The following is a 14,591-nucleotide window of genomic DNA, read 5'->3' on the forward strand; positions in this document are numbered from 1 at the left end:
TTTACCCCTTGGCTGCGATCCGGAATGCATTTTCCAGATCGGCAATTAAATCTTCACCATCTTCAATACCGGTCGAGATGCGTAGCAGCGTCTCTGAGATGCCAGCAGCGGCGCGCGCTTCGGCGGCCATGCCCGCGTGCGTCATGGTGGCAGCGTGAGAGATCAGGCTCTCAACCCCGCCCAGCGACTCTGCCAGCGTAAACAGCGACAGGCCGCTCAGGAAACGACGCAGCGTCTGCTCATCACCGTCCAGCTCGAAGCTCAGCATCGCCCCGAAGCCTTTCTGCTGGCGGGCAGCAATCTCGTGGCCCTGGTTTTCCGGCAGCGACGGATGATAGAGCTTCTTCACCAGCGGCTGCGTCTTCAGGAACTCAACGATCGCCTGGGCGTTACGCTGCGCCACTTCCATACGCGGCGACAATGTACGCAGACCACGCAGCAGCAGGTAGCTATCAAATGCGCTGCCGGTTACGCCAATATTATTCGCCCACCATGCCAGTTCGGTGACGGTAGCTTCCTCTTTGGCGATCACCACGCCGGCGACAACGTCGGAGTGACCGTTGAGATACTTGGTGCAGGAGTGCAGCACCAGATCCGCCCCCAGCGCCAGCGGATTTTGCAGCGCCGGGCTGAGGAAGGTGTTATCCACTACGCTCACGGCACCGGCTTCGCGGGCCAGCTGACAGATTTTCGCAATATCCACGACGCGCAACAATGGATTACTTGGACTTTCGATCAGCACCAGCTTCGGTTGCTCAGCCAGCGCCGCCTTCAGGGCCTGCTCATCGTTTTGATCGACAAAGAGAACGCGGTAGCAGCCGCGCTTCGCCAGGCTGTCAAACAGACGGTAGCTACCGCCGTAGCAGTCGTGCGGGGCTACCAGCAGATCGCCAGGCTTCAGGTAGACCGTAGTCACCAGGTGGATCGCGGACATGCCGGTATTAGTCAGCACCGCACCCGCACCGCCTTCCAGCTCCGCCAGCGCACGCTGGACGACATCGCGCGTCGGGTTGCCACGGCGGGAGTAGTCATGAGCGCGCGGCTCGTTGAAATCAGTGAAATTATAGGTGCTGGAGAGATGAATCGGCGGGACAACGCAGCCGTACTGCTCGTCATCATTCAATCCGCTACGCACTGCAATGGTGGCCTGTTTACGCGTCATGTGAAGGCTTCCTGGCTTAATGGATGAAAAATCAGGCCACAGAATAGCATTGTGACAATAGACGTCAATACATCTGGACATCTAAACTTCTTTGCGTATAGATTGAGCAAACCGGGAATAGCCGTTAAAATTATCTGCATTAGCGCACATCTGCAGAGCCAATACTCCGTGTCACGGTGGCGTCTCTACGGTAAACTACGCGAGATTACGGCCCTGTCCCTGCGTTTAGTCGGGTTTTGGCCATTTATTAATGAGAAAGAGGATTAAGGTATCTCATGGCTGAATGGAGCGGCGAATATATCAGCCCCTACGCTGAGCACGGTAAGAAGAGTGAGCAAGTAAAAAAAATTACGGTTTCCATTCCTCTGAAGGTGTTAAAGATCCTCACCGATGAACGCACCCGTCGTCAGGTCAACAACCTGCGTCACGCCACGAACAGCGAGCTGCTGTGCGAAGCGTTCCTGCATGCGTTCACCGGCCAGCCTTTGCCGAACGATGAAGACCTGCGCAAAGAGCGCAGCGATGAAATCCCAGAAGAGGCGAAGGTGATCATGCGCGAACTGGGCATCGACCCGGACACATGGGAATACTAATAGAAAAGGGGCTTCGGCCCCTTTTTGTAGGGTAGCGTAAAACGCCGGGTGGCAGCTGCCAAAATTCAGGCACAAAAAAACCGCCCGGAGGCGGTTTTTTCTAAGCAGCGAATTATTACTTGCTGCCCGGGATGCTGAAGCGCTTGTTGAAGCGGTCAACACGGCCACCGGTAGCAACGTCACGCTGCTTGCCAGTGTAGAACGGGTGGCATTTGGCGCACACGTCCAGGTTCAGATCGTGACCCACGGTAGAGCGGGTTTTGATCACATTACCGCAAGAGCAGTTTGCAGTAATTTCAACGTAATTCGGGTGAATACCTTTTTTCATGGAAGAAACCTCAGTTAAGGCCGCGTCGCTCTTCCAGCCCTAACGCCGGACACCACGCGAGATGATTGATTAAGCTTTGGCGGCGGAATGCAACACCAAAGGCGGCGAATCATACAGAAATTAACCGCCCTATGCAAACAGATCCGCATCTGCTCTCTCACAATGTGTATACTATCCCGCCAGTTTCAAGTGCATGGATAAAAAAATGCCCGTTGCTCACGTTGCCCTGCCCGTTCCGCTGCCCCGCACCTTCGACTATCTGCTGCCCGCCGATCTGTCTGCCCGTGCGGGCTGCCGCGTGCGCGTGCCGTTCGGCAAGCAGCAGCGGGTGGGCATCGTGGTCTCGGTGAGCGACAGCAGCGAGCTGCCGCTGGCCGAGCTGAAAAGCGTGGCGGAGGTGCTCGACAGCGAGCCGGTGTTCACGCCTTCGGTCTGGCGACTGCTGCTGTGGGCGGCGGAGTATTATCATCATCCGCTGGGTGATGTACTGTTTCATGCCCTGCCGGTGCTGCTGCGCCAGGGGAAGCCCGCCAGCGCCGCGCCGCTCTGGTACTGGTTCGCCACCGAACAGGGCCAGGCGGTGGATATTAACAGCCTGAAGCGCTCGCCAAAGCAGCAGCAGGCGCTCTCCGCCCTGCGTCAGGGAAAGATCTGGCGGCACCAGGTGGCCGATCTCGAATTTAACGATGCGGCGCTCCAGGCGCTGCGTAGTAAAGGGCTGTGCGAGCTGAGCAGCGAAGCGCCCGCGCCCCGCGACTGGCGCGAAGGGTATGCCGTCAGCGGCGAGCGCCTGCGGCTCAACACCGAGCAGGCGACCGCCGTGGGGGCGATCCACAGCGAGGCCAATACCTTCTCCGCCTGGCTGCTGGCAGGCGTTACCGGCTCCGGGAAGACCGAGGTCTACCTGAGCGTGCTGGAGAACGTTCTTGCCCAAGGCAAGCAGGCGCTGGTGATGGTGCCGGAGATTGGCCTGACGCCGCAAACCATTGCCCGTTTCCGCGAGCGGTTTAACGCCCCGGTAGAAGTGCTGCACTCGGGACTGAACGACAGCGAGCGCCTGAGCAGCTGGCTGAAGGCCAAAAACGGCGAGGCAGCGATTGTGATTGGTACCCGCTCGTCGCTGTTCACCCCGTTTAAAAATCTTGGCGTCATCGTGATCGATGAGGAGCACGACAGCTCCTATAAGCAGCAGGAGGGCTGGCGCTACCACGCCCGCGATCTGGCGGTCTACCGCGCCCACAGCGAGCAGATCCCGATTATCCTCGGCTCGGCCACCCCCGCGCTGGAAACCCTGCACAACGTGCGGCAGAAGAAGTACCGAATGCTGCGCCTCACCCGGCGGGCAGGCAACGCCCGACCGGCCAACCAGCACGTGCTCGATCTCAAGGGCCAGCAGCTGCAGGCAGGTCTCTCCCCGGCATTAATCAGCCGGATGCGCCAGCACCTGCAGGCCAATAATCAGGTGATCCTGTTTCTCAACCGTCGCGGCTTTGCCCCGGCGCTGCTCTGCCACGACTGCGGCTGGATCGCTGAGTGTCCTCGCTGCGATCACTACTATACCCTGCATCAGGCCCAGCACCAGCTGCGCTGCCATCACTGCGACAGCCAGCGCCCGGTTCCGCGCCAGTGTCCCGCCTGCGGATCCACGCATATGGTCCCTGTGGGACTGGGCACGGAGCAGCTTGAGCAGGCCTTGACGCCGCTCTTCCCGAACGTGGCGATTTCGCGCATCGATCGCGATACCACCAGCCGCAAAGGGGCGCTGGAGCAGCATCTGGCGGAGGTGCATCGCGGCGGCGCGCGTATTCTTATCGGCACGCAGATGCTGGCGAAGGGACACCACTTCCCGGACGTCACGTTGGTTGCGCTGCTCGATGTAGACGGGGCGTTGTTTTCGGCCGACTTTCGTGCCGCCGAGCGTTTCGCCCAGCTCTACACCCAGGTCTCCGGCCGTGCCGGACGGGCGGGCAAACAGGGTGAGGTCATTTTACAGACCCACCACCCTGAGCACCCGCTTCTGCAAACGCTGCTCTATAAAGGCTACGACGCCTTTGCCGACGAGGCGCTGGCGGAGCGGCAGACGCTCCAGCTGCCACCGTGGACCAGCCACGTCATTATCCGCGCAGAGGATCATAACAACCAGCAGGCTCCGCTCTTTCTCCAGCAGCTGCGTAATCTGCTGCAGGCCAGCCCGCTGGTGGATAGCCACCTCTGGCTGCTTGGCCCGGTACCCGCTCTCGCACCGAAGCGCGGCGGGCGCTACCGCTGGCAGCTGCTGCTTCAGCATCCCTCCCGTGTTCGCCTGCAGCATATCGTTAGCGGCGCGCTGGCGCTGATTAATACCCTGCCGGAGGCGCGCAAGGTGAAGTGGGTGTTAGACGTGGATCCCATTGAGGGTTAACGGGGCCAGGGATGCGAGTGGGATCGAAAAATTAAGCCTTCATCACAATTTTCCTGAAAATACTGTAACCGTACTGATAAACGATCTGCTAAAAATGTGGGTAATGTCGCACATAAGGGATGCGTCTGCGCTTGCGCCAGACATGCGAGGAGAAAGAGGTGAAGGTTAAGAAAGAGGTTGCTGCGGCGACCATGAAAGATGTTGCCCAGAAAGCGAAGGTCTCAACGGCAACCGTGTCCCGGGCGTTAATGAACCCGGATAAAGTCTCCCAGGCGACCCGTAACCGCGTTGAGCAGGCGGCGCTGGAGGTAGGCTATTTGCCGCAGGCAATGGGGCGCAACATTAAACGCAACGAATCGCGCACGCTACTGGTCATCGTGCCGGACATCTGCGATCCCTTTTTTAGCGAAATCATTCGCGGTATTGAAGTGACCGCGGCCGAACAAGGCTATCTGGTGCTGATTGGCGACTGCGCTCATCAGAATCAGCAGGAGAAAACATTTATCGATCTGATCATCACCAAGCAGATTGATGGCATGCTGCTGCTCGGGTCACGTCTACCGTTCGATGCCAGCATTGAGGAGCAGCGTAACCTGCCGCCGATGGTGATGGCTAACGAGTTCGCGCCGGAGCTGGAGCTGCCTACGGTGCATATCGATAACCTGACGGCATCATTTAACGCAGTGAACTATCTGCTGGAGCAGGGACATCAGCAGATTGGCTGCATCGCCGGGCCAGAGGAGATGCCGCTGTGTCACTACCGCCTGCAGGGCTACGTCCAGGCACTGCGCCGCTCCGGTATTAGCGTCGATCCACACTATATCGCCCGGGGCAACTTCACCTACGAGGCGGGAAGCAGCGCCATGGAGCAGCTGCTGGCTCTGCCGAAGCGGCCTACGGCAGTATTCTGCCACAGCGATGTGATGGCGCTCGGTGCACTCTCCTGTGCAAAACGGCAGGGTCTGAAAATTCCTCAGGATCTGTCTATCATTGGTTTCGATAATATTTCGCTCGCCCAGTTCTGCGATCCGCCGCTAACAACGGTGGCCCAGCCGCGCTTTGAGATTGGACGCGAGGCGATGCTATTGCTTCTGGATCAGTTACATGGCCAGACAGTGAGCAGCGGATCGCGCCTGCTGGATTGCGAACTGATCGTGCGCGGTTCGACACAGGCGCTTACGTAACAGCGCCTGCTTTCAGACTTCCGCGTCTGGTCAAAGTCCCGTCGCTTAAGTAACATGACGGACCAATAAACGAATGAATACAGCGAAACGATAGTGGCCCAACGAGATTATGTACGCCGCAGCCAGTCGGCTCCTTCGCGGCGAAAAACGAGCACCTCAAGGAAGAAGCAACGTAATATGCCTGCTGTCTCGCCTGCTATGGTGGCGATTGCAGCCGCCGTGCTGGTGGCCTTTCTCGGTGGACTGTACTTTATTACCCATCATAAAAAAGAGGAGTCCGAGACCCTGCAAAGCCAGAAGGTCACGGGCAATGGTCTACCGCCGAAACCGGAAGAGCGCTGGCGTTATATTAAAGAGCTGGAGAGCCGTCAGCCGGGCGTACGTGCGCCAACCGAACCCTCTGCTGGCGGTGAGGTAATGAACCCGGATCAGCTAACCAATGAACAGCGCCAGCTGTTAGAGCAGATGCAGGCCGATATGCGTCAGCAGCCGACCCAGCTCAACGAGGTGCCATGGAACGAGCAGACGCCAGCCCAGCGCCAGCAGACCCTGCAGCGCCAGCGTCAGGTACAACAGGTCCAACAGCAGCAAGCCCAGCCGCGTCTGACGGAGCAGCCGCAGACCCGCACGGTGCAGAGCGCGCAGGCACCGCGCCAGACGCAGCAGTCGAAGCCCGCAGCAAACAACCAGCCGTATCAGGATCTGCTGCAAACCCCGGCCCATACCGCCGCCGCGCCGAAAACGCAGCAGGCTGCCCCCGTCACGCGTGAGCCGGAAGCGGCGAAGCCTGCCGCTGAGAAAAAAGATGAGCGCCGCTGGATGGTCCAGTGCGGTTCGTTTAAAGGCGCTGAGCAGGCGGAAACCGTGCGTGCCCAGCTGGCGTTCGAAGGTTTTGATTCACGCATTACTACCAACAACGGTTGGAATCGCGTGGTGATTGGTCCGGTTAAAGGTAAAGATAACGTCGATGGCACCATCAACCGCCTGAAGCTGGCCGGTCACGCAAACTGCATTCGTCTCGCCTCCGGGGGTTGAAACCCCCAAAATCCCCCCCATCTATAATTGCATTCTGCCCCGTACATCGTGCGGGGCGACTCACTGATTGCAACAAAGGGGTCTGCTCGTGACAACAATTGTAAGTGTTCGCCGTAACGGTCAGGTAGTGATTGCCGGTGATGGCCAGGCCACGCTGGGCAATACCGTAATGAAAGGCAACGTGAAAAAAGTGCGCCGTCTGTACAACGATAAAGTTATCGCAGGTTTTGCAGGCGGTACCGCAGACGCCTTCACGCTGTTTGAACTGTTTGAACGCAAGCTGGAGATGCACCAGGGCCACCTGGTGAAAGCCGCCGTTGAGCTGGCAAAAGACTGGCGTACCGATCGTATGCTGCGCAGGCTCGAAGCGCTGCTGGCGGTGGCGGATGAAAACGCCTCGCTGATCATCACCGGTAACGGTGACGTGGTACAGCCGGAAAACGACCTGATTGCTATCGGCTCCGGCGGCCCGTACGCCCAGGCCGCCGCCCGCGCCCTGTTGGAAAACACCGACATGAATGCGCACGACATTGCGGTGAAGGCGTTGGATATTGCAGGTGATATCTGCATCTATACCAACCACAATCACACCATCGAAGAATTAAACTCTAAAGCGTAAGGATCTCCCATGTCTGAAATGACCCCACGCGAAATCGTCAGCGAACTGAACAAACACATTATCGGTCAGGACAATGCCAAGCGCTCTGTCGCCATTGCCCTGCGTAACCGCTGGCGTCGTATGCAGCTCGACGAAGAGCTGCGCCACGAAGTCACACCGAAAAACATTCTGATGATCGGTCCAACCGGCGTCGGTAAAACCGAGATTGCCCGTCGCCTGGCGAAACTGGCCAATGCACCTTTCATTAAGGTAGAAGCGACCAAATTCACCGAAGTCGGCTATGTAGGTAAAGAAGTTGACTCGATTATCCGCGATCTCACCGATGCCGCCGTGAAAATGGTGCGTATGCAGTCGATCGAGAAAAACCGCTACCGTGCGGAAGAGATGGCGGAAGAGCGCATTCTCGACGTGCTGATCCCGCCGGCGAAGGATAACTGGGGCCAGTCTGAACAGTCCCAGGAGCCATCCGCTGCGCGCCAGGCGTTCCGCAAAAAACTGCGCGAAGGCCAGCTGGATGACAAAGAGGTGGAGATTAACCTCGCCGCGGCGCCGATGGGCGTAGAGATCATGGCACCTCCGGGCATGGAAGAGATGACCAGCCAGCTGCAGTCGATGTTCCAGAACCTGGGCGGCCAGAAGCAGAAGCCGCGCAAGCTGAAGATCAAAGACGCCATGAAGCTGCTGATTGAAGAGGAAGCGGCCAAGCTGGTGAATCCGGAAGAGCTGAAGCAGGACGCTATCGACGCCGTTGAACAGCACGGGATCGTGTTTATCGATGAGATCGATAAAATCTGTAAGCGCGGCGAATCCTCCGGTCCGGACGTTTCCCGTGAAGGCGTACAGCGCGACCTGCTGCCGCTGGTGGAAGGCTGCACCGTCTCCACCAAGCACGGCATGGTGAAAACCGACCATATCCTGTTTATCGCTTCCGGTGCGTTCCAGGTAGCGAAGCCATCGGATCTGATCCCTGAGCTGCAGGGCCGTCTGCCGATCCGCGTTGAGCTGCAGGCGCTGACCACCGAGGACTTTGAGCGCATCCTGACTGAGCCAAACGCCTCCGTGACCGTGCAGTACAAGGCGCTGATGGCTACCGAAGGCGTCAACATCGACTTTACCGACGACGGTATCAAACGCATTGCTCAGGCCGCATGGCAGGTGAACGAGACCACGGAAAACATCGGTGCCCGTCGTCTGCACACCGTTCTGGAGCGTCTGATGGAGGATATCTCCTATGACGCCAGCGATCTCAACGGCGAATCGGTGACAATCGATGCCGCTTATGTGAGCAAGCACCTGGATGAGCTGGTAGCAGATGAAGACCTGAGCCGTTTTATTCTATAATCGCGCTCAGCACGTTTTCATTACTGTTGATGGGGCTATATAGCCCCATTTTTATTGGCAGAACCCTATGACTGAACATACCCTGACGCGTACCCAAGCCTGGCTGGAAAGCCTGCGGCCAAAGACCCTTCCCCTTGCGTTTGCCGCGATTGTGGTCGGCACCGCCCTCGCCTGGTGGCAAGGCCACTTTGACCTGCGGGTGGCCGTGCTGGCGCTCGTTACCGCCGGACTACTGCAGATCCTCTCTAATCTGGCTAACGACTACGGTGACGCGGTCAAAGGCAGCGACAAGCCCGATCGTATCGGGCCGCTGCGGGGAATGCAGAAAGGGGCCATCAGCCAGAGGCAGATGAAACGCGCCCTGATGGTTACCGTCGCGCTCAGCTGCCTCTCTGGCCTGGCGCTGGTGCTGGTTGCGTATCAGACGGTAGCGGATTTTATCGGCTTTATGGTGCTGGGCGGGCTGTCGATTGTCGCCGCTATCACCTACACCATTGGCCGCCGCCCGTACGGCTATCTCGGCCTCGGCGACATTTCGGTACTGCTCTTTTTTGGCTGGCTCAGCGTGATGGGTAGCGGTTATCTGCAAGCGCATACCCTGCTCCCGGCGATGTTCTTACCGGCCACCGCCTGCGGCCTGCTGGCGACGGCGGTGCTCAACGTCAACAACCTGCGGGACATCGACAGCGATCGCGCCAACGGTAAAAACACGCTGGTGGTACGTCTGGGACCGGTAAACGCCCGGCGCTATCACGCCTGCCTGCTGCTGGGGGCGCTGCTCTGCCTTGGGCTGTTTAACCTGCTCTACCTGCACAGCCCGTGGGGCTGGCTGTTCATTCTGGCTGCGCCATTGCTGGTGCGCCAGGCACGCTATGTGCTGCGGGAGCAAGACCCTGCCGCGATGCCGCCGATGCTCGAACGCACTGTCAAAGGTGCGCTGCTGACTAACCTGCTGTTTGTGGTCGGGATTGTGCTCAGCAAGACGCTGCTTTAGCTGACAAATATCAATTAACAATTGATGATTTTGCCAACAATGCACTATGCGCGATATACTGTGAGTTCTCGCAGCAACTAAACGTAAATCCTATGAAATACGATACTTCCGAGCTTTGTGACATCTACCAGGAAGATGTCAACGTCGTGGAACCGCTGTTCTCCAACTTTGGTGGGCGGTCGTCGTTTGGCGGACAAATCATTACGGTGAAATGTTTCGAGGATAACGGGTTGCTTTACGATCTGCTCGAACAGAATGGCCGTGGTCGCGTTCTGCTGATTGACGGCGGCGGTTCCGTTCGTCGCGCACTGATCGATGCCGAGCTGGCACGCCTTGCTGCCCAGAACGAATGGGAAGGCATGGTGGTCTACGGCGCGGTGCGCCAGGTGGACGATCTTGAAGAGCTGGACATCGGTATCCAGGCGATTGCCGCGATCCCGGTGGGGGCAGCAGGGGAAGGCATTGGGGAAAGCGATATCCGCGTTAACTTTGGCGGCGTCACCTTCTTCTCCGGTGACCACCTCTATGCCGATAACACCGGCATTATCCTCTCTGAAGATCCGCTCGACATCGAGTAATAAAAAGCCGGGTGGCGCTTCGCTTACCCGGCCTACTTACCGCTTAACATTGCTGATTACGCGAAAGATTTCGTGGTGTAGCAAGGCGGCAAACGAAGGCATCCCCAGGAGCGTAGTAAACTACGTGACTGGGGTGGCAGAGTGCAGCCAACACCGCTACGGCACGAAAGATAAAGCGTAATTAGACCTCTTCCATGCGACCGAGCAGCGCCTGTAAGCGATCCTGCCAGCCGTTCTGCTGTTCGCGCAGCTGATGATTTTCACGCTCCAGCTCTTCGCGATGGTGGTGCGCATTCTGCACTTCCTGCGACAGGCCGTTATTTTTCTCTTTCAGCTCTTCGATTTCCATCTGCAGTAACGTGATGGTGTCAATCGCCTGCTGTACTTTTGCTTCCAGTTTCTCAAACACTTCTAATGACATGGTCATACCTCTCCTGAATTGCAAGGCGACGCTTTAATGTAAACGCGCACAACATAGCCCCGATTGTATGAAGCCCCGCCGCCCCTGTCCAGCGCCAGGGCGCGTAGTTTGCGGTTTGCAACACTTTTCATCCTTCGCCTGGTTTACACCCTTCCGCAGCGTATGATTTGTTAATCGATTCGTTAATGAAATGATTCAGCTTCAAATTATCCCCCGGAACAAATATGTGCTCTATGGCGCGAAAACGCTCATTTTATTGACGCAGTACACACATTTTAATTTCGATATTTCTCGTTTTTGCTCGTTAACGATAAATTAACACTGTGTCTACAGACACCATGGTTGTCTCTGCTCGCCATGCTAACAATAACCATTACACACACTTTAGGATCCGATTATGAGTCAAACATCGACCTTAAAAGGCCAGTGCATCGCCGAGTTCCTCGGTACCGGGTTGTTGATTTTCTTCGGGGTTGGCTGTGTTGCGGCGCTGAAGGTGGCAGGTGCCTCCTTCGGCCAGTGGGAGATCAGTATCATCTGGGGTCTGGGCGTGGCGATGGCCATCTACCTGACCGCCGGGGTCTCCGGTGCGCATCTCAACCCGGCGGTGACCATTGCCCTGTGGCTGTTCGCCTGCTTCGACGGGCGCAAAGTCGCGCCGTTTATCGCCTCGCAGTTTGCAGGCGCGTTTTGTGCCGCCGCGCTGGTCTACGGCCTCTACTACAACCTGTTTTATGATTTTGAACAGACGCACCAGATGGTACGCGGCAGCGTCGAGAGCCTGGATCTTGCCGGGATATTTTCAACCTACCCCAATCCGCACATCAATTTTGTGCAGGCCTTCGCGGTTGAAATGGTGATTACCGCTATCCTGATGGGCGTAATCATGGCGCTCGGCGATGACGGCAACGGTATTCCACGCGGCCCGCTGGCTCCGCTGCTGATTGGCCTGCTGATTGCGGTAATTGGTGCCTCGATGGGGCCGCTGACCGGCTTTGCGATGAACCCGGCGCGTGATATCGGGCCAAAAGCCTTCGCCTGGCTTGCAGGCTGGGGCAACGTTGCCTTTACCGGCGGCAAAGATATTCCCTACTTCCTGGTGCCGCTGTTCGGACCGGTAGCAGGTGCAGCGCTCGGCGCGTTTGGTTATCGTAAGCTGATTGGCCGCCATCTGCCCTGCGACACCTGCGAGGAAGAGGTGAAAGAGCCAGCTGCCACTGCCGCACAACACAAAGCGTCGCTGTAATGTGACTACGGGAAAATATGATGACTGAGAAAAAATATATCGTTGCGCTGGACCAGGGGACGACCAGCTCTCGCGCCGTGGTAATGGATCACGACGCCAATATCATCAGCGTTTCACAGCGCGAATTTGAACAAATTTATCCTAAGCCAGGCTGGGTCGAGCACGATCCGATGGAGATCTGGGCCAGCCAAAGCTCAACGCTGGTGGAAGTGCTGGCTAAAGCCGATATCAGCTCCGATCAGATTGCCGCTATCGGTATCACTAACCAGCGTGAAACCGTGGTGATCTGGGATAAAGAGACCGGCAAACCTATTCATAACGCCATCGTCTGGCAGTGCCGTCGTACCGCCGACATCTGCGAACACCTGAAGCGCGACGGCCTTGAGGATTACATCCGCGCCACCACGGGCCTGGTGATCGACCCCTACTTCTCCGGCACTAAGGTGAAGTGGATCCTCGACCACGTTGATGGCTCCCGTGAGCGCGCTAAGCGCGGCGAGCTGCTGTTCGGCACCGTCGATAGCTGGCTGATCTGGAAGATGACCCAGGGACGCGTCCACGTTACCGACTACACCAACGCCTCCCGTACCATGCTGTTCAACATCCACACCCTCGAGTGGGATGAGAAGATGCTGGAGGTGCTGGACATTCCGCGCGCCATGCTGCCGGAAGTCCGTAAATCCTCCGAGGTCTACGGCCAGACTAACATCGGCGGCAAGGGCGGCACGCGTATTCCTATCGCCGGGATCGCCGGTGACCAGCAGGCGGCGCTCTTCGGCCAGCTCTGCGTCAAGCAGGGAATGGCGAAGAACACCTACGGTACCGGCTGCTTTATGCTGATGAATACCGGTGAGAAAGCCGTCGCTTCCGAGCACGGCCTGCTGACCACTATCGCCTGCGGCCCGCGTGGCGAGGTGAACTACGCCCTTGAGGGCGCGGTATTTATGGCCGGGGCATCCATTCAGTGGCTGCGCGATGAAATGAAGCTAATCAGCGACTCGTTCGACTCGGAATATTTTGCCACCAAGGTGAAAGATACCAACGGTGTGTACGTGGTGCCGGCCTTTACCGGTCTCGGCGCGCCCTACTGGGATCCCTACGCCCGTGGCGCAATCTTCGGTCTGACCCGTGGGGTTAACTCAAACCACATCATCCGCGCGACGCTGGAATCTATCGCCTATCAGACCCGCGACGTGCTGGAAGCCATGCAGGCCGACTCAGGCATTCGCCTGCACGCCCTGCGCGTGGACGGCGGTGCGGTAGCCAACAACTTCCTGATGCAGTTCCAGTCAGACATCCTCGGCACCCGCGTTGAGCGCCCGGAAGTGCGCGAAGTTACGGCGCTGGGCGCGGCCTATCTGGCGGGCCTGGCGGTGGGCTTCTGGCAGAACCTCGACGAGCTGCAGGAGAAAGCGGTTATCGAGCGTGAGTTCCGTCCGGGCATCGAAACCACCGAGCGTAACTACCGCTACAGCGGCTGGAAAAAAGCGGTGAAACGCGCCATGGCGTGGGAAGAACACGACGACTAAATACCACCCCGCTCCCCTCTCCGCCCGGAGAGGGGACGTTGCTCCTCCTCTCTGTGTTAAACTTTGCACAATTTCTTTAATAACGTTCTTTAACGACGAGTGTGCAATGAAACGAGAGCTTGCTATTGAATTTTCCCGCGTAACGGAAGCGGCTGCGCTGGCTGGCTACAAGTGGCTGGGCCGGGGCGATAAAAACATTGCCGACGGCGCGGCGGTTAATGCCATGCGCATTGTGCTCAACCAGATCAACATTGACGGCACCATTGTGATTGGCGAGGGCGAAATCGACGAAGCACCGATGCTCTATATCGGCGAGCGCGTCGGTACTGGTCAGGGCGATGCGGTGGATATTGCCGTCGATCCCATTGAAGGTACCCGCATGACGGCGATGGGCCAGGCCAACGCGCTGGCGGTGCTGGCCGTGGGCGACAAGGGTAGCTTCCTGAATGCGCCGGATATGTATATGGAGAAGCTGATTGTCGGCCCTGGCGCAAAGGGCGCTATCGATCTTAGCCTGTCCCTGGAAGAGAACCTGCGCAACGTGGCCGCCGCGCTCGGTAAGCCGCTCAGCGAGCTAACCGTGACCATCCTGGCGAAGCCGCGTCACGATGCGGTCATCGCCCAGATGCAGCAGCTCGGCGTGCGCGTGTTTGCCATTCCGGATGGCGACGTGGCGGCTTCCATCCTGACCTGCATGCCCGACAGCGAAGTGGACGTGCTCTACGGTATCGGCGGCGCACCGGAGGGCGTAGTCTCCGCCGCTGCCATCCGCGCGCTGGACGGTGACATGCAGGGCCGCCTGCTGGCGCGTCATCATGTGAAAGGCGACAGCGAAGAGAACCGCCGCATCGGCGAACAGGAGCTGGCGCGCTGTAAAGAGATGGGGATCGAAGCGGGCAGCGTGCTGCAGCTGGGCGACATGGCGCGCAACGATAACGTAATCTTTTCCGCTACCGGCATCACCAAGGGCGATCTGCTCGACGGCATCAGCCGCAAGGGCAATATGGCGACTACCGAAACCCTGCTGATCCGCGGTAAATCCCGCACTATTCGCCGCATTCAGTCCATTCACTACCTCGATCGCAAAGATACGGACGTACAGCGCCACATTCTCTAAGGTCATTTGATCAATCGAGCTTTCCGGCCCGCCTGGGCTGGAA

At 58.1% G+C, this 14,591-nt stretch carries 14 protein-coding genes; 11 read left to right on the forward strand and 3 right to left on the reverse strand.

What is annotated here, in order from left to right; genetic code table 11:
• Nucleotide 1 precedes the first annotated feature (1 nt).
• Complete coding sequence (gene metB, locus RTN40_RS18535; protein WP_042394627.1) at nucleotides 2-1,162, reverse strand: cystathionine gamma-synthase; 1,161 nt, start codon at nucleotides 1,160-1,162, stop codon at nucleotides 2-4.
• A 275-nt stretch (nucleotides 1,163-1,437) separates the two neighbouring features.
• On the opposite strand from metB, the gene metJ reads away from it, so the two are divergent.
• Nucleotides 1,438-1,755 carry a met regulon transcriptional regulator MetJ gene (gene metJ, locus RTN40_RS18540; RefSeq protein ID WP_007369220.1) on the forward strand — a complete coding sequence of 106 codons (318 nt, stop codon included), beginning with the start codon at nucleotides 1,438-1,440 and terminating at the stop codon, nucleotides 1,753-1,755.
• Nucleotides 1,756-1,870: 115 nt separating this feature from the next.
• Here metJ and rpmE read toward each other — a convergent pair whose 3' ends face one another.
• Nucleotides 1,871-2,083: a 50S ribosomal protein L31 gene (rpmE, locus tag RTN40_RS18545; protein WP_103821663.1), complete on the reverse strand. Its 213-nt coding sequence runs from the start codon at nucleotides 2,081-2,083 to the stop codon at nucleotides 1,871-1,873.
• Between the two features lie 205 nt (nucleotides 2,084-2,288).
• Between rpmE and priA the strand changes: the two genes are divergently transcribed.
• The 7 genes from priA (at nucleotide 2,289) to rraA (ending at nucleotide 10,235) form a co-directional block, all read left to right on the forward strand.
• Nucleotides 2,289-4,484, forward strand: coding sequence for a primosomal protein N' (gene priA / locus RTN40_RS18550; protein WP_312229757.1), 2,196 nt, complete (start codon nucleotides 2,289-2,291; stop codon nucleotides 4,482-4,484).
• A gap of 158 nt (nucleotides 4,485-4,642) precedes the next feature.
• Entirely contained in the window at nucleotides 4,643-5,668 is a 1,026-nt protein-coding gene (cytR, locus tag RTN40_RS18555; protein WP_312229758.1) for a DNA-binding transcriptional regulator CytR, read from the forward strand.
• Nucleotides 5,669-5,761: 93 nt separating this feature from the next.
• On the forward strand, nucleotides 5,762-6,703 hold the full coding sequence (ftsN, locus tag RTN40_RS18560; RefSeq protein WP_312229759.1) for a cell division protein FtsN: 942 nt from the start codon (nucleotides 5,762-5,764) through the stop codon (nucleotides 6,701-6,703).
• Between the two features lie 88 nt (nucleotides 6,704-6,791).
• A complete protein-coding gene (hslV, locus tag RTN40_RS18565; protein WP_312229760.1) occupies nucleotides 6,792-7,322 on the forward strand; it encodes an ATP-dependent protease subunit HslV in 531 nt (176 codons plus the stop codon).
• Nucleotides 7,323-7,331: 9 nt separating this feature from the next.
• Nucleotides 7,332-8,663, forward strand: a complete 1,332-nt coding sequence (gene hslU, locus RTN40_RS18570) for an HslU--HslV peptidase ATPase subunit (RefSeq protein WP_312213942.1) — start codon at nucleotides 7,332-7,334, stop codon at nucleotides 8,661-8,663.
• A gap of 67 nt (nucleotides 8,664-8,730) precedes the next feature.
• Nucleotides 8,731-9,657, forward strand: coding sequence for a 1,4-dihydroxy-2-naphthoate polyprenyltransferase (gene menA / locus RTN40_RS18575; RefSeq protein ID WP_312229761.1), 927 nt, complete (start codon nucleotides 8,731-8,733; stop codon nucleotides 9,655-9,657).
• Between the two features lie 92 nt (nucleotides 9,658-9,749).
• A complete protein-coding gene (rraA, locus tag RTN40_RS18580) occupies nucleotides 9,750-10,235 on the forward strand; it encodes a ribonuclease E activity regulator RraA (RefSeq protein ID WP_312229762.1) in 486 nt (161 codons plus the stop codon).
• A 181-nt stretch (nucleotides 10,236-10,416) separates the two neighbouring features.
• On the opposite strand, the gene zapB is transcribed toward rraA, so the two are convergent.
• Nucleotides 10,417-10,662 carry a septal ring assembly protein ZapB gene (zapB, locus tag RTN40_RS18585; RefSeq protein ID WP_103821672.1) on the reverse strand — a complete coding sequence of 82 codons (246 nt, stop codon included), beginning with the start codon at nucleotides 10,660-10,662 and terminating at the stop codon, nucleotides 10,417-10,419.
• 391 nt (nucleotides 10,663-11,053) lie between these two features.
• Here zapB and RTN40_RS18590 point away from each other — a divergent pair, with 391 nt between their 5' ends.
• The 3 genes from RTN40_RS18590 (at nucleotide 11,054) to glpX (ending at nucleotide 14,548) form a co-directional block, all read left to right on the forward strand.
• The gene (locus tag RTN40_RS18590; RefSeq protein ID WP_312229763.1) at nucleotides 11,054-11,902 is read left to right on the forward strand and encodes an MIP/aquaporin family protein; all 849 of its coding nucleotides are present in this window, start codon (nucleotides 11,054-11,056) and stop codon (nucleotides 11,900-11,902) included.
• A gap of 20 nt (nucleotides 11,903-11,922) precedes the next feature.
• Complete coding sequence (gene glpK / locus RTN40_RS18595; protein ID WP_312229764.1) at nucleotides 11,923-13,431, forward strand: glycerol kinase GlpK; 1,509 nt, start codon at nucleotides 11,923-11,925, stop codon at nucleotides 13,429-13,431.
• Nucleotides 13,432-13,537: 106 nt separating this feature from the next.
• On the forward strand, nucleotides 13,538-14,548 hold the full coding sequence (gene glpX, locus RTN40_RS18600) for a class II fructose-bisphosphatase (protein WP_312229765.1): 1,011 nt from the start codon (nucleotides 13,538-13,540) through the stop codon (nucleotides 14,546-14,548).
• Nucleotides 14,549-14,591: the final 43 nt, after the last annotated feature.

Origin of the sequence: Pseudescherichia sp. (genome assembly GCF_031987975.1) — a bacterium.
In the GTDB taxonomy this organism is placed as follows: Bacteria; Pseudomonadota; Gammaproteobacteria; order Enterobacterales; family Enterobacteriaceae; genus Pseudescherichia.

Coding starts and splice junctions, on each gene's coding strand:
- metB (WP_042394627.1), bottom strand. CDS start 1,162: ATGACGCGTAAACAGGCCACCATTGCAGTGCGTAGCGGATTGAATGAT.
- zapB (WP_103821672.1), bottom strand. CDS start 10,662: ATGACCATGTCATTAGAAGTGTTTGAGAAACTGGAAGCAAAAGTACAG.
- glpK (WP_312229764.1), top strand. CDS start 11,923: ATGACTGAGAAAAAATATATCGTTGCGCTGGACCAGGGGACGACCAGC.
- metJ (WP_007369220.1), top strand. CDS start 1,438: ATGGCTGAATGGAGCGGCGAATATATCAGCCCCTACGCTGAGCACGGT.
- priA (WP_312229757.1), top strand. CDS start 2,289: ATGCCCGTTGCTCACGTTGCCCTGCCCGTTCCGCTGCCCCGCACCTTC.
- hslU (WP_312213942.1), top strand. CDS start 7,332: ATGTCTGAAATGACCCCACGCGAAATCGTCAGCGAACTGAACAAACAC.
- RTN40_RS18590 (WP_312229763.1), top strand. CDS start 11,054: ATGAGTCAAACATCGACCTTAAAAGGCCAGTGCATCGCCGAGTTCCTC.
- rraA (WP_312229762.1), top strand. CDS start 9,750: ATGAAATACGATACTTCCGAGCTTTGTGACATCTACCAGGAAGATGTC.
- glpX (WP_312229765.1), top strand. CDS start 13,538: ATGAAACGAGAGCTTGCTATTGAATTTTCCCGCGTAACGGAAGCGGCT.
- rpmE (WP_103821663.1), bottom strand. CDS start 2,083: ATGAAAAAAGGTATTCACCCGAATTACGTTGAAATTACTGCAAACTGC.
- menA (WP_312229761.1), top strand. CDS start 8,731: ATGACTGAACATACCCTGACGCGTACCCAAGCCTGGCTGGAAAGCCTG.